This is a genomic window from Ureibacillus sp. 179-F W5.1 NHS (genome assembly GCF_045369345.1).
Classification (GTDB): Bacteria; Bacillota; Bacilli; order Bacillales_A; family Planococcaceae; genus Ureibacillus; species Ureibacillus halotolerans.
The window spans coordinates 1-13,422 of record NZ_JBIQFG010000059.1; the positions used below are offsets into that span (position 1 = coordinate 1).

The window sequence follows — 13,422 nt, forward strand, 5'->3', positions numbered from 1 at the left end:
TTTATTTAAAATAATCAAAGCCGGTGAAATTTTACTTATCGTAAAATTTCACCGGCTTTTCATTTCAGAGGTGGGTTTTGTCCCAGCCTCTTTTTTTACATCATAGATAACAATGTCCCACCAATTATACCGGTAACAACAACAACCCACGGTGACATCTTCCAATAGGAAAGCATACTAAAAAGAATAACAGCAAAAACAAAATCAATTGATTCTACAATAGATGAAGTAAAAATCGGGTTATAAAAGGCGGCAATTAAAATCCCTACGACAGCCGCATTAATACCCATAAAAACTCCTTTCATTTTACTGTTCCGTCGTACTATATCCCAAAACGGTAATATACCAAGAACAAGTAAAAATGCCGGCAAAAAGATGCCAATAGTAGCTAAAATGCCTCCAAACCACCCATCCATGACAGCACCAATGTATGCAGCGAAAGTAAATAACGGTCCAGGAACGGCTTGGGTTGCTCCATAACCAGCTAAAAATGCCTCTTCACTAATGAAATTTGTCGGAACAAACTCCCGCTCAAGGAGAGGCAATACAACGTGTCCACCTCCAAAAACAAGAGAACCCGCTCGATAAAAACTATCGAACATCGCAATGAAAGGAGAAGCAATCACTTCCCTTAAAATTGGTAATAAGATGAGAAGACCAAAAAATAAAGTAATACAAAAAAGGCCTAGTTTTTTACTAATTGGTACTTGAAAATTAGCCGCATGATCCTCACTTGTTTCTTTATATAATAAATATCCGATTAGACCAGCTATTATTATAACGCCAACTTGAGCATATACCGTTTGCCATAGTAAAACGACCGCTAAGGCCAAAATCACAATAGCTTTTCGAGTCAAATCTGGTGCTAAATTCTTTGCCATCCCTAAAATGGCATGGGCTACCACTGCTACTGCAACAATTTTTAAACCGTGAATCCATCCCATGCTACTTACATTTAGTTCTCCAACGATTAAAGCAAAAATAATTAGAGCAACTACAGAGGGCATCGTAAAGCCTAGAAATGAGATAATTCCTCCTAATAAGCCACCACGCATGATGCCGATACCTATACCAACTTGGCTACTAGCAGGGCCAGGTAAAAACTGGCATAGAGCAACTAAATCCGCATAGGATTTTTCATCTAACCACTTTCTACGACGAATATATTCCTCATGGAAATATCCTAGATGGGCAATAGGACCACCAAAGGAGGTTAGTCCTAATTTTAAAGACACTAAAAAAATTTCGATACAAGTTTTTAATGTCGTCCTGTTCTCGTTCATTATGTTAATCTCCACTCTTATTTTCCATTCATCATAGCAAGATTTTATAATAGGGAAAATGCATTAACAAAGGAATTTACATAATTTTAATATAAAACATTTTAAGCCCTATCCATATGGAAGGGCTTCGTTGCATTTTATTATTTTTTCTTAGACCTTGTTTCAACAATTTCTTCTACTTCTGTAGGATCGTCATCCATTACACCTTTCGTGGATGATTTAAATTCTTTTAAAGTTTCTCCAACCGCTTTACCTAGTTGAGGTAATTTAGCGGGACCAAAGATGATTAATGCCAATACTAAAATGATAATTAGCCCTGGAACACCGATACTTGCCATTTTAACTCCTCCTTAAATGGTTTATTCATAAGTGACGTTCAACCGTTCTCTTCTTTTTAAGGACCAACTGGATATGCCAATACTTATCTCAAATAGTAATAATAATGGGACAACGATGATAAAATCCGATAGAAAATCCGGAGGTGAAATAGATACTCCGATAATAATTAAAATAAAATAAGCAACCTTCCTCATTCGCTTTAATTTATCGGGCGTAACTATTCCGACATTGGTTAAAAATAATATAACAACCGGTAATTCAAAAACGAGTCCTACTGGAAGTACGATATGAAATAACAATGTGAAATATTGTTTTATTCCATATGTTTCAATTGCACCAATTGACGTGTTCACATTCGATAAGAAATTGACCATTAAAGGAAACAATAAAAAGTAACTAAAACTAATTCCTAATAAAAATAGTAAAAATGAAATTGGGATATAAAAAAGGGTACCCTTCGCTTCCTTTTCTGTTAATCCTGGTTTTACAAATAGCCAAATTTGCCATAAAGTCACTGGCAATGTAATGAGCAGGGCTAAAATAAGGGCACATTTCACATAAATCATGAGCCCATCCGTATAACCGAATATGTTCCAATCTACAACGGTGGCGGTTGGCTGCTGTTTTATAAAGTTTAATGTTTTAGGCGCTAGCCAAAAGCCTAATAATAAAGATAAAACAAATGTTATAGAAATGATGATTAATCGTTTTCTTAATTCCTCTAAATGCTCAACTAGTGTTAATTCCTTCTCTTCATTCATTGTTATCACCAAATTTCATAAAGAACATCTCCTTTGGTGCCATTATTATGTGCACCAATGGGAAGTTCCATTATGAACGGTCAAAAAAATTTATTATTAACAGATGATCAAAATAGTAAAATTATTGCAAAAAATGAATGCAATTAACTATGTTTCCGTTAAAATTCGACTTGATTTTAATATATATTTGACCCACTTTCAGTTTCATAGTAATATTTTTTTCATAATTCAAAAAGAATAGGTGTTAATATTGTCGAATTTATTTAGAAAAAAAAGGTTAGACGATTTATTAAATCAACATGGCGAAGGCCAACTGAAAAAAACATTAGGAGCCACTGATTTAATTTTACTTGGCGTTGGTGCAATTGTTGGAACAGGTATATTTATACTCCCTGGAACAGTAGCTGCCAGTCATTCTGGACCTGCTATTGTTTTTTCTTTTTTAATAGCCGCTTTTGTTTGTGCCCTTGCTGGGATGTGTTATTCTGAATTTTCTTCTGCCATCCCCGTAACAGGTAGCGCTTATACGTATGGATATGTAGTATTTGGGGAAATTATCGCTTGGTTTGTCGGTTGGGCTTTAGTATTAGAATATGGATTAGCCGCTGCTTCCGTTGCGACTGGTTGGTCATCCTATTTAATTTCATTATTAGAAGGATTAAACATTTCCATCCCTACCGTTCTTTCAGGGCCATTTAACCTAGCAGAAGGGACTTTTATAAACCTTCCTGCTATTTTAATCGTATTGATTATTTCCTATTTATTAACGCTAGGCATGCAAGAATCAGCAAAAGTAAATAGAATTATGGTTTTTGTTAAAGTAGGTGTGATTCTTTTATTCATCGTTGTTGGAATGTTTTATGTAAAACCGGATAACTGGCAACCTTTCATGCCCTTTGGTGTAGAAGGGGTTGTTTCTGGTGCAGCACTTGTATTTTTTGCTTACTTAGGTTTTGATGCAGTATCTTCTGCAGCAGAAGAAGTAAAAAATCCACAGCGGAACTTACCAATCGGAATCATTGGTTCATTATTAGTTTGTTCCTTACTTTATATCGCTATGTCTCTAGTTTTAACGGGGATCACTCCTTATACGACTCTTAACGTAAGTAATCCCGTTAGCTTTGCGATCGATCTTGTTGGACAAGATTGGATCGCTGGTATAATTTCATTAGGTGCTGTTACTGGTATGATGACCGTCATCCTCGTCATGATTTATGGCGGTTCCCGATTACTTTTTGCCATTGGTCGAGATGGCTTACTACCAAAAGTAATGAGTAAAGTAAATCCAAAACATAACACACCCGTTATTAATACATGGATTTTCGGATTAGTAGTAGCCTTTTGCGCCGGTTTTATCCCGCTAGGTACTCTGGCAGAGTTAGTAAATATGGGAACTTTAATCGCCTTTACAATCGTTTCTTTAGGTATTATTTTCTTACGGAAAAATACAAACGCTCTTTCATCAGGTGGCTTTAAAGTGCCATTCTTCCCCGTGCTACCAATTTTATCATTCTTAGCTTGTTTATTTTTAATGACTCAGCTATCAATAAATACATGGATTGCATGTGGAATATGGTTTGTAATCGGTTTTGTATTTTACTTCTTATATGGAAGAAAACATAGTACATTAAATGAGAAATAAAATAGAGGAGCTTCTATCGTCCTTTGACAATAGAAGCTCCTTTTAATTATTCTCTTTGTCCTTTAAATATTGTTGATATAAATAGGCAACCCATATACAATGGCTATTTCCTCGAATATTGTTTAGTAACCCTTGAACAATCGTATTACTTAATTTAGGGTTATTTAAATCTTCCTGCAACATCATTAAAGATTCTTGGACAACAGAATCTTCATGTATCTCCCCTTGTACTTCCATTAATAATTCGTTAAGTTGTTCCTTTGAAATTGTTGGGTGTACATCCGTTTTGATTAAATATTCTGGTGTTATAAAAGGAATTTTAGAATACTCAGCAACAATTGTCACTTTTTCGACAATTGTTTGGCACAATTTGTTCAAATCGATTGCATAATTATCTATTAAGAATAGTTCTGAATACCCCTTCATTAGTCCATTAATCGTAAATAAAATATCAAGATGCATCTGATGATTTATATGTGCAAACTGCCTTTGAACGATTGTTAGAACGATTTTATTTAACATCGTCATATACATGTGCATTCTATCTAAAAGTTCTTGATTAAAGGACAGAACCTGTTCTTTAACAAATACTTTTGCAAAGTTTGCTTGCTGTTGAAACTCACCGAACGTGACATATAGGAAATGAAATAATAAATCTTCCGGTGGCCTTTCACTGACCACCCGTTCAATTTCTGCTATAAAACCGTTCATAAACTGATCAATCAAACTATGAATGAGCTCATCCTTCGATTTAAAGTGAAGATAAAAGGCTCCCTTCGATATACCACAACGCTCAGTTATTTGCTGTACCGATGTCGCTTCGAAACCGTTTTCAGCAAATAATTCCAGCGCTTTCTCCATAATGAGTTGTTTTTTTACCACTTAAAACACTCCTACCCCATTTGTTTGACAACTGACTAATTAGTCATTAGTATAAATAACTGTAATACAAGAGTCAATTAAGGGCAGGTGTAAAGGTGAAAGGTTTAGTAAATTTTGTCCTGAAAAATAAACTTGCTGTATGGTTACTTACTATTATCATTACAGTTTCAGGTATTTATTCAGGGACGCGAATGAAGATGGAATCCATACCTGACATTTCCATTCCTTATTTAATTGTAATGGGGGTATACCCTGGTGCTACCCCAGAACAAGTAATGGATGAACTGTCAATACCGATGGAAAAAGCAGTTGAAGGTCTTGAAGATGTCAAAGCTGTATATTCAAACTCATCATCCAACGTTTCCCAAATTCAAATTGAATATGATTACGGCGTTGATATGGATGAGAAAAAACGTCAGTTAGAATCCGCGATTGATAATGTTACATTACCAGAAGAAGTGGAAGAGCCTTCTATTATGGCCATTAGTATGAATATGATGCCAGTTGTTGCTCTTTCAATTAGTAGTACAGAAGAAGACATTGTTGAATTAACTTCAACAGTTGAAGATATTCTATTACCAAAAATCGAAAAAATTGATGGTGTAGCTTCAGCTACTATCACTGGGCAGCATATTGAGGAAGTTGAATTCACTTATAACGAAGAAAAAATGGCTTCCCTTGGGTTAACAGAAGATACTGTTAAACAAATGGTTCAATCCAGTGACATGGCCCTATCTTTAGGTCTATATGAATTTGTTGAAGGTGAAGAAGCAGTAGCAGTTGACGGCGATATTCAAACCGTCGATCAGTTAAAAGAAATGCTTATTCCAGTAACACCTACAGCTGAAAATCCAGTACCTTTTGTTAAACTTGGTGATATCGCGACAATTGAAACGGTTGGTAAAGTTCAATCCGTATCTCGTACAAATGGCGAAGATGCCATTGCAATCCAAATTGTTAAAGGCCAAGAAGCAAACACTGTTACTGTAGTAAACGCTGTAAAAGATTTAATTGAAGAAGAAGAAGCTGCAATTGATGGTTTACAGGTCGATATATCTTTAGACCAAGCTGAACCAATCGAAGATTCCGTATTTTCAATGGTAGAAAAAGCAGTGTTCGGTGGTTTAATCGCCGTATTAATAATTCTTTTATTCTTACGCGACTTTAAATCTACTATTATTTCAATCATTTCAATTCCAGTTTCTATCTTTATGGCTTTATTGCTATTAAACTGGTTAGATATTACGTTAAACATTATGACGTTAGGTGCCATTACGGTAGCGATCGGTCGTGTTATCGATGACTCCATCGTTGTAGTAGAAAACATTTATCGTCGTATGCACTTAAAAAATGAAAAACTTCATGGTCGTGCCCTAATCCGGGAAGCGACAATTGAAATGTTCAAACCAATTCTTTCTTCTACATTAGTAACAGTTGCTGTATTTGCACCTCTTATTTTCGTAGGTGGAATGGTTGGAGAATTATTCATGCCATTCGCATTAACAATGACATTCGCATTAGGTGCGTCATTGCTTGTTGCGATAACAATCGTACCAGCATTATCCCACTTCTTATTCCGTAAAAAGCTTTATGGTGAGAAAACAGAAAAGAGTCATAAAGAAGTAGGTAAACTTGCATTATGGTATAAAGGCGTATTAGAAAAAACATTAAATCATAAAGTAATTACTTCTGTAATTGCGATTATTATTTTAGCTGGTTCCCTTGCCCTTACTCCTTTAATCGGATTTAGTTTCATGGGCTCTGCAGAAGAGAAAGTTATGTATTTAACTTATACACCTAAAACTGGAGAGTTAATGGAAGAAACTGAAGCGAACATTAAGGAAGTAGAACAAGAATTATTAAAACGTGATGACATTGATATTCTTCAATTATCCATTACAGATTCAGAAAGTGCTGATCCATCGGCTATGATGATGGGTGGCGGAGGCGGTGCATTAATGTACCTAATCTTTGATGACGAAATGGAAAACTTCCCAGAAGTAAGAGAAGAAATTGAAGACTATGTGTTTAACATCGGTCAATCCGGAGAATGGAAATCACAAAACTTTAGTACATCAGCTATGTCTTCAAATGAAGTAAGCTACACGTTATACAGCGAAGATTTAAATGATTTAATGACGGCTGTTAACCAAGTAGAAGATGCTTTAAAAGAAGTGGATAACTTAGAAGATGTAACGAGCGATGCGGAAGATCCATATGTTGAAAATGTGTTTAAAGTAGATCAAGAGCACGTATTGCAATATGGTTTAACTACTGCTCAAATCGTAATGGCTTTAAATAATTCTGGCACAAAAGAAGTGTTAACAACGGTTGAAAATGATGGAGATGAAATTGAAGTTATTGTTCAACGCGAAGCAAAAACGGCTCCAGAATCTTTAGAACAACTATTAGAAACGGAAATTCCAACAGCTACAGGAACTGCAATCCCATTATCTGAATTAGTAACTGTAGAAGAAGGAACAACTTTAAATACATTAAGTCGTTCAGCTGGTGAATATTATGCAACAGTTTCAGGTACGATTATTGGTGATGATATTTCGGTTGCAACATCTGAAGCAGATGAAAAAATCGAAAACCTTGACTTACCAAAAGGTGTAACGACTGGTGTAGCAGGTGTGGCAGCTGATATGGCTGAAACATTCACTCAACTAGGAATAGCCATGATTGCAGCAATCGGTATTGTTTACTTCATCTTAGTTGTAACATTCGGTGAAGGCTTAGCACCATTTGCAATTCTATTCTCATTACCATTTACTGTAATTGGTGCGTTCCTTGGATTATTTATTACAGGACATACGATTTCTGTCCAAGTAATGATGGGTCTATTAATGTTAATCGGTATCGTTGTAACAAACGCAATCGTACTTGTAGACCGTATTATTCATATGGAACGTGATGGTTTATCCATGCGTGAAGCTATTCTTGAAGCGGGTGCAACTCGTTTACGTCCAATCTTAATGACGGCAATCGCAACAATCGGTGCTATGTTACCAATGGCAATTGGTATTGGTGGTGGCGGAGGTCTTATGTCTGCAGACCTTGCAATCACTGTTATCGGCGGTTTATTAAGTTCAACACTATTAACTTTAGTCATCGTTCCAATTGTTTACGAAACGCTTTCTAAAATGTTAAAGAAAAAACGTAACGAAATTCGAGAAGATTAATACGAAGTAAGAAGGTGTCCCTTTATGGGTCACCTTTTTTAATAAATAGAAAAGCCGAGAACCTATCGTTCCCGACTTCAATTCTTATATTATTTTTGAATAAACATTTGTGTCCAGTAGTTACCATCTGCAACATAACCTACACCAATGTGGGTGAAATTTCTATTTAAAATATTTGCTCGATGGCCTTCGGAATTCATCCATGCTTTTACTACTTCTGAAGCTGTTCTTTGCCCTTGAGCAATATTTTCACCAGCAGATTTATATGTAATACCGTAGTTTTTCATCATTGTAAATGGTGATCCATAAGTCGGACTAGTATGGCTGAAATAGTTTTTGTCTGCCATATCTTGTGATTTATGTTCCGCTACTCTAGCAAGCTCCCAATCACTTTTTAAAGCAGGTAGACCTGCATTGGCACGTTCTACATTTACAAGTCGTACAACTTCTTGTTCTACTGCTTGTCCTTCTTGTTCAGGTACGTTAATTTTTTGACCTGGGTAAATTAAGTTAGGATTCGCTAACTGTGGATTCGCATCGATTAATTCTTGCACTCCAGTTTTAGTTTTCACTGCAATCTTCCATAGGGAATCTCCTGACACTACTGTATATGAATTAGCCGCTAAAGCGGTTGCTGGTATTAATAGAGATGCTCCAAGAACAGTAGCGATAACGCCTTTTTTCAAGTTTTTAAACATCGATATATACCTCCTGTTTTATGTATTTTTATAGTACAAGAGATTAATAGAGAAAATCATTAATAAAATTATGGATAGATTATTACGAAACTGTTTCAAAGAAAGTATTTTGACCTATCACTCTATATACATTCTTATTTTTCCAATATTCTTTTCCGTTAAATTTGATACCATTTTGTAATAGGAAAATTTTTCGGTTGGAAATTGGCAACCAATTAAAAATTTAATTGGCAAAAAATGAATAGTTTTTAGAAATTATGTCTATGATAAAAGTAAGCTAGATAGGTATATTCTTTTCAAATTGTCATTTTAAAAAGTTAATCCTATCCATAACTTGAACATAAATAGGAATCTATGAATCTTTCTCTAGATTCATTTTTTGATGAAACGACTGTTTATATAATATGATGGGGATGGGGTGATGGAATGAAAACGAGAATATATTTAAATAACCCTCAATTCATAATGGGGACTACATTAAAAGATCAAGAAGAACCTGAACAAAATAACATGGCTTTACATGTATGTGAAAAGGTCGATAATGTACTGAACAATCGATTAAAATTAGCATCTTTTTTAAATTGTGATGTGGAAGACTTCGTTTGTGCTAATCAAACCCATAGTGCCAATGTCCATCATGTCACTGTGGAAGATAAGGGTAGGGGGGCAAGAAGTGTAGATGATGCGATTTCTAACACGGATGCCCTTTATACGTATGAACCGAATACACTGCTCTGTACCTTTACAGCAGATTGCGTACCAGTTATTTTTTATAATGAAACAACCGGACTTATTGGAGTTATACATTCTGGATGGCAGGGGACTATTAAAGAAATTACATTAAAAGTATTCGACCACTTAATTAATAACGAACAAAATGACCCGAATGATATAAAGGTCATACTTGGACCTGCTATAAGTCAAGATCGATTTGAAGTTGATGAAGATGTTTACAAAAAGTTCAAGGATTTAGGTTACGCCGATGAGTTTATTTATTTTAAAGATGAAACAAACAAATACCATATCGATAACCAACAAACTGTAAAAAAACAATGTGAACTAGTTGGAATTCCATCGAAAAACGTTAAAGTGGATTTAACATGTACTTTCCATCATCCAGATGGCTTTTCCTATCGAGAAAATAAAAAATCAGGAAGACATTTAAGTTTTATTATGAAAAAAGGAAACTAATGATCATTTCTTGGCTGAACTACTTCGTTAAAGTAAACGAAGTAGTTTTCTTATTGAAAAATGTCGTTTTATAGTTATTATTCATGAATGATCCTATAGAAAACATATATTATTTTACTCTAGCATTTCTAAGGGGGCTATGTATTGCTCATTCATGTTGTCCGTTCTGGCGAGTCGCTTTGGGAAATTGCGAATCAATATAATGTCTCGATAAATGCAATTCAACAAATAAATCAATTACCGGATTTAAACAAATTGTTAATAGGGCAGGCTTTAGTCATCCCAACAGCTGTAGAAACACACACCATTCAAGCAGGGGAAACTTTATGGTCCATCGCCCAACGGTACAGTATTCCGATTCAATCTATTTTAACTATTAATCAAATAACGAACCCAAATCTTTTGTATCCAGGCGTTACAATATACATTCCACCAATCATCCACTATGTCCAATCAGGTCAAACACTATATCAAATAGCCAATCAATATGGTACAATGATCCAATCCATCCTTAACGCTAATTCATTACAAAATCAAAACCTCATTTACATCGGGACACCATTAATTATTCCAAGAAGAAAACCTTTAATTGAAGTCAATGCATATACTTATCAAAAGGATGAAGAAGCAGCTCAAACCGTCAATGAAATAGGTTATTTGCTCACCTACTTAAGCCCATTTGCCTATTTGATTAAAGAAGATGGTACATTAGAGCCCTTTGAAGATGTATTGATGATAGACGCTGCTAACTCCCAGAATGTAACCCCTATGTTAGCTATTACGAATTTATCCACAACATCTACTGGCACAAACTTAGCTAATACTATTTTATCCAATCCTGAACTGCGTGAAAAACTGATTTCAAATGTACTTCAATTGATGGATGAAAAGGGCTATAAAGGGTTAAATATCGACTTTGAATATGTTTTACCGGAGGATCGGGAAAACTATAACCAATTTCTTCAATTGGCTGTTGATCGATTGCATCCTAGGGGTTATTTTGTTTCTACCGCTGTCGCACCTAAAACAAGTGGAGAACAGGAAGGCTTATTATATACTGCCCATGATTATGAAGCCCATGGAAGAATAGTGGATTTCGTTATTCTTATGACCTATGAATGGGGGTGGAGAGGGGCTTCCCCACAAGCGATATCTCCAGCCAACCAGATGCGAAGGGTTGTGGAATACGCCCTTTCTGTTATGCCAGCTAATAAAATTTATTTAGGCTTTCAAATTTATGCAAGGGATTGGAAAATCCCTCATGTTGAAGGTGCAACGGCTGAAACCTTTAGTCCTCAAGAAGCCATTAGACGTGCTACCCAATATAATGCAACGATTCAATACGATAATACCGCCCAATCTCCATTTTTCCGCTATGTTGATGAACAAGGACAAGGGCATGAAGTATGGTTTGAAGATGCACGTAGCGCCCAAGCAAAATTTGACATGGTTAAACAGTATAACTTAAGAGGAATTAGTTATTGGGCATTAGGCTATGATTATCCACAAAATTGGGCTTTATTAAATTCCAACTTTGCCATTCGAAAAGAATAAACTATGAATTATTAAAGGGAAATCATCAAATATGAAATATTTTTAGCTGGAATCAGGCATAAAAAAATTTGCCTCATCCAGCTTTTTTAATGTTTTTAACAATTTAAACAGGGGATCCATTGGAAAAATCAGTAACACATTTCAAAACTTTGATTATCCTATAAAGAATGCAATTTACAAAAAAGCATATCCAGCGGTTTTTATTTCGTTGGAGGATAGGAGTCACATGAAAAGATTATTACTTTTTCTTTCAATGGTAACCTTTGTTTTTTTAGTTGGTTGTAGTACTTCCGATTCAAAGGAAGAATCTAAAGAATCGAAGAATGAAGAAACAACTACTGAAACGAAAACAGATTCTAAGATTGAAACTGAAACTAAGACCGGTACTTCTTCAAACAGTGAGACTACTGCTCCGAGTACAGATGAAGAGTTTGCTCAAGCCTTTTCAGATTACTTAGATGAAATGATGTTACTAGCAGTAGAAGAAGAAAGAATTATCGGTTTATATGATAGTGTAACCGGTGTAAATTATACGAATGATGAAGCTTTATATTATACCCTTTTAGATGAAGTCATTCCTGGCTATCGTCAATTTGTTGCGGACTTAGAAGCAATTATGCCGGAAAACAAGGAAATTCAAGCTCTCCATGAAAAGTATATTGAAGCAGCCAATATTCAATATAATTCCTTTACTTTAATGATTTCCGCTATAGAACAGCAAAGTATGGACACAATGACTGAAGCGAATCAAGGTTTGGATGAAGCAAGAAGGTTGCTTAGAGAATGGTTATATCAAGTAGATGAGTTTTCAATAAAAGCAGGAATTCCGTTAGAGTAAAAAATGCGTACACAACACTAGTTGTTGTGTATTTTTTTGTGATAAAAAACGATTCCTAAGCCATATTAAAAAGGAATCCAATCGAAAGGAGAACTTCTTATGGGAAGAGATGATAGTAAAAGCAAAGGTACAAATAAAGCTTCCTTACCACAAACACCAAAAACAGAAAAAATTGCTCCTGGTAAGATGCGAGAAGAAGTTGCTCAAGAGTTAGATGAACTTCACCATTTAGTTGAAAATACGAAACATAACACTCGAAACAAAAAATAGGAGGGATTCAATTGGACTACAATCGTGCCCAAGAAATATATGCTTCCCCAAAGGAATATGAAGTCAGCTATAATGGTGTTTCCGTGTGGATCGATAAACTTCATGACGATGGGAAGACGGCTACTGTTATTTACGACGTTCCCTCGAAGAACGTTCTGAAGTAGCCATTTCAGAACTTAAAGAGGAGTACCTCGTTCAATAAAGAATCATCCCACTGGATTATAGTATCTAGTGGGGCGATTCTTTTCATACTCAGAAACACTCACTCAAGATTCATTTAAAGTCCATACCTTTTTTAAAGTTTGTCTGAATAAGTGATCTAACTTCTCCGTAGAATTCTTCTGTTCTTCCGTTACCGTCTGAATATAACTTTTTATACGCATACATTCATCTTTTATATAATGATTCAAAACGGGAATGGGTTCTATTAATTCGATTCCTACCTCTGAATTCCTTCGATTCAACAGTTGTTCCACTTCCCATTTCGCTTTTTTATTGTCCATCATAGGCAGCAATTCTAAAATGGCGATAGGGGGAACTGTTTGGAACTTTTCAATCCATCTACAGGCCAGTAAAGACTTAATGGCATAAAGATAGATTTTAACTTTCACTGTAGAACGTTGAAGATATGTTTTGTAGTTATTATTCGCTACATTCAAATAGTGATGTAGGCTAGCAGTCGATGAAAACACATCTGATTGCATGTATTTGATAAGCTAAAACTGAGCCACCATCGCAGTTGAAAAGTGAGCCACTTTTATATGAAAATAATCCTAACT

12 protein-coding genes and 1 pseudogene are annotated in these 13,422 nt (G+C 35.3%); 7 read left to right on the plus strand and 6 right to left on the minus strand.

Annotated features, from left to right (window positions below):
* Positions 1 to 95: 95 nt before the first annotated feature.
* The 3 genes from ACH0B5_RS16605 to tatC all read right to left on the minus strand — a co-directional run bounded on the left by ACH0B5_RS16605 (position 96) and on the right by tatC (position 2,383).
* Positions 96 to 1,283: a chromate transporter gene (locus ACH0B5_RS16605; protein ID WP_122973070.1), complete on the minus strand. Its 1,188-nt coding sequence runs from the start codon at positions 1,281 to 1,283 to the stop codon at positions 96 to 98.
* Positions 1,284 to 1,423: 140 nt separating this feature from the next.
* A complete protein-coding gene (gene tatA, locus ACH0B5_RS16610) occupies positions 1,424 to 1,621 on the minus strand; it encodes a twin-arginine translocase TatA/TatE family subunit (protein WP_122973071.1) in 198 nt (65 codons plus the stop codon).
* Between the two features lie 21 nt (positions 1,622 to 1,642).
* Positions 1,643 to 2,383, minus strand: coding sequence for a twin-arginine translocase subunit TatC (gene tatC, locus ACH0B5_RS16615; protein WP_122973073.1), 741 nt, complete (start codon positions 2,381 to 2,383; stop codon positions 1,643 to 1,645).
* A 250-nt stretch (positions 2,384 to 2,633) separates the two neighbouring features.
* On the opposite strand from tatC, the gene bcaP reads away from it, so the two are divergent.
* Positions 2,634 to 4,025 (plus strand): branched-chain amino acid transporter BcaP, encoded by a 1,392-nt coding sequence (gene bcaP / locus ACH0B5_RS16620; protein ID WP_122973075.1) that lies wholly within the window; start codon positions 2,634 to 2,636, stop codon positions 4,023 to 4,025.
* 42 nt (positions 4,026 to 4,067) lie between these two features.
* Here the strand turns inward: bcaP and ACH0B5_RS16625 are convergent, their stop codons facing one another.
* On the minus strand, positions 4,068 to 4,907 hold the full coding sequence (locus tag ACH0B5_RS16625) for a TetR/AcrR family transcriptional regulator (RefSeq protein WP_122973076.1): 840 nt from the start codon (positions 4,905 to 4,907) through the stop codon (positions 4,068 to 4,070).
* A 95-nt stretch (positions 4,908 to 5,002) separates the two neighbouring features.
* On the opposite strand from ACH0B5_RS16625, the gene ACH0B5_RS16630 reads away from it, so the two are divergent.
* Complete coding sequence (locus ACH0B5_RS16630; RefSeq protein WP_122973077.1) at positions 5,003 to 8,092, plus strand: efflux RND transporter permease subunit; 3,090 nt, start codon at positions 5,003 to 5,005, stop codon at positions 8,090 to 8,092.
* Between the two features lie 89 nt (positions 8,093 to 8,181).
* Here ACH0B5_RS16630 and safA read toward each other — a convergent pair whose 3' ends face one another.
* Positions 8,182 to 8,790, minus strand: coding sequence for a SafA/ExsA family spore coat assembly protein (safA, locus tag ACH0B5_RS16635; RefSeq protein WP_122973079.1), 609 nt, complete (start codon positions 8,788 to 8,790; stop codon positions 8,182 to 8,184).
* A gap of 426 nt (positions 8,791 to 9,216) precedes the next feature.
* Here safA and pgeF point away from each other — a divergent pair, with 426 nt between their 5' ends.
* The 5 genes and pseudogenes from pgeF to ACH0B5_RS16660 all read left to right on the plus strand — a co-directional run bounded on the left by pgeF (position 9,217) and on the right by ACH0B5_RS16660 (position 12,845).
* Positions 9,217 to 9,981, plus strand: a complete 765-nt coding sequence (gene pgeF, locus ACH0B5_RS16640) for a peptidoglycan editing factor PgeF (RefSeq protein WP_122973081.1) — start codon at positions 9,217 to 9,219, stop codon at positions 9,979 to 9,981.
* 144 nt (positions 9,982 to 10,125) lie between these two features.
* Entirely contained in the window at positions 10,126 to 11,535 is a 1,410-nt protein-coding gene (locus ACH0B5_RS16645) for a LysM peptidoglycan-binding domain-containing protein (protein ID WP_122973082.1), read from the plus strand.
* Between the two features lie 226 nt (positions 11,536 to 11,761).
* A complete protein-coding gene (locus ACH0B5_RS16650) occupies positions 11,762 to 12,373 on the plus strand; it encodes a hypothetical protein (RefSeq protein WP_341362879.1) in 612 nt (203 codons plus the stop codon).
* Positions 12,374 to 12,472: 99 nt separating this feature from the next.
* Entirely contained in the window at positions 12,473 to 12,643 is a 171-nt protein-coding gene (locus ACH0B5_RS16655) for a YfhD family protein (RefSeq protein WP_341362880.1), read from the plus strand.
* 11 nt (positions 12,644 to 12,654) lie between these two features.
* Positions 12,655 to 12,845 (plus strand): annotated as a pseudogene (locus ACH0B5_RS16660) (small, acid-soluble spore protein, H family).
* Between the two features lie 64 nt (positions 12,846 to 12,909).
* Here the strand turns inward: ACH0B5_RS16660 and ACH0B5_RS16665 are convergent.
* Complete coding sequence (locus tag ACH0B5_RS16665) at positions 12,910 to 13,347, minus strand: DNA polymerase beta superfamily protein (protein ID WP_406928153.1); 438 nt, start codon at positions 13,345 to 13,347, stop codon at positions 12,910 to 12,912.
* Positions 13,348 to 13,422 lie beyond the last annotated feature (75 nt).

What these genes read in the sequence shown, in the direction of transcription:
- ACH0B5_RS16650 (WP_341362879.1), top strand. Translation starts at nt 11,762, where the DNA reads ATGAAAAGATTATTACTTTTTCTTTCAATGGTAACCTTTGTTTTTTTA.
- safA (WP_122973079.1), bottom strand. Translation starts at nt 8,790, where the DNA reads ATGTTTAAAAACTTGAAAAAAGGCGTTATCGCTACTGTTCTTGGAGCA.
- tatC (WP_122973073.1), bottom strand. Translation starts at nt 2,383, where the DNA reads ATGAATGAAGAGAAGGAATTAACACTAGTTGAGCATTTAGAGGAATTA.
- tatA (WP_122973071.1), bottom strand. Translation starts at nt 1,621, where the DNA reads ATGGCAAGTATCGGTGTTCCAGGGCTAATTATCATTTTAGTATTGGCA.
- pgeF (WP_122973081.1), top strand. Translation starts at nt 9,217, where the DNA reads ATGAAAACGAGAATATATTTAAATAACCCTCAATTCATAATGGGGACT.
- ACH0B5_RS16655 (WP_341362880.1), top strand. Translation starts at nt 12,473, where the DNA reads ATGGGAAGAGATGATAGTAAAAGCAAAGGTACAAATAAAGCTTCCTTA.
- ACH0B5_RS16665 (WP_406928153.1), bottom strand. Translation starts at nt 13,347, where the DNA reads ATGCAATCAGATGTGTTTTCATCGACTGCTAGCCTACATCACTATTTG.
- ACH0B5_RS16605 (WP_122973070.1), bottom strand. Translation starts at nt 1,283, where the DNA reads ATGAACGAGAACAGGACGACATTAAAAACTTGTATCGAAATTTTTTTA.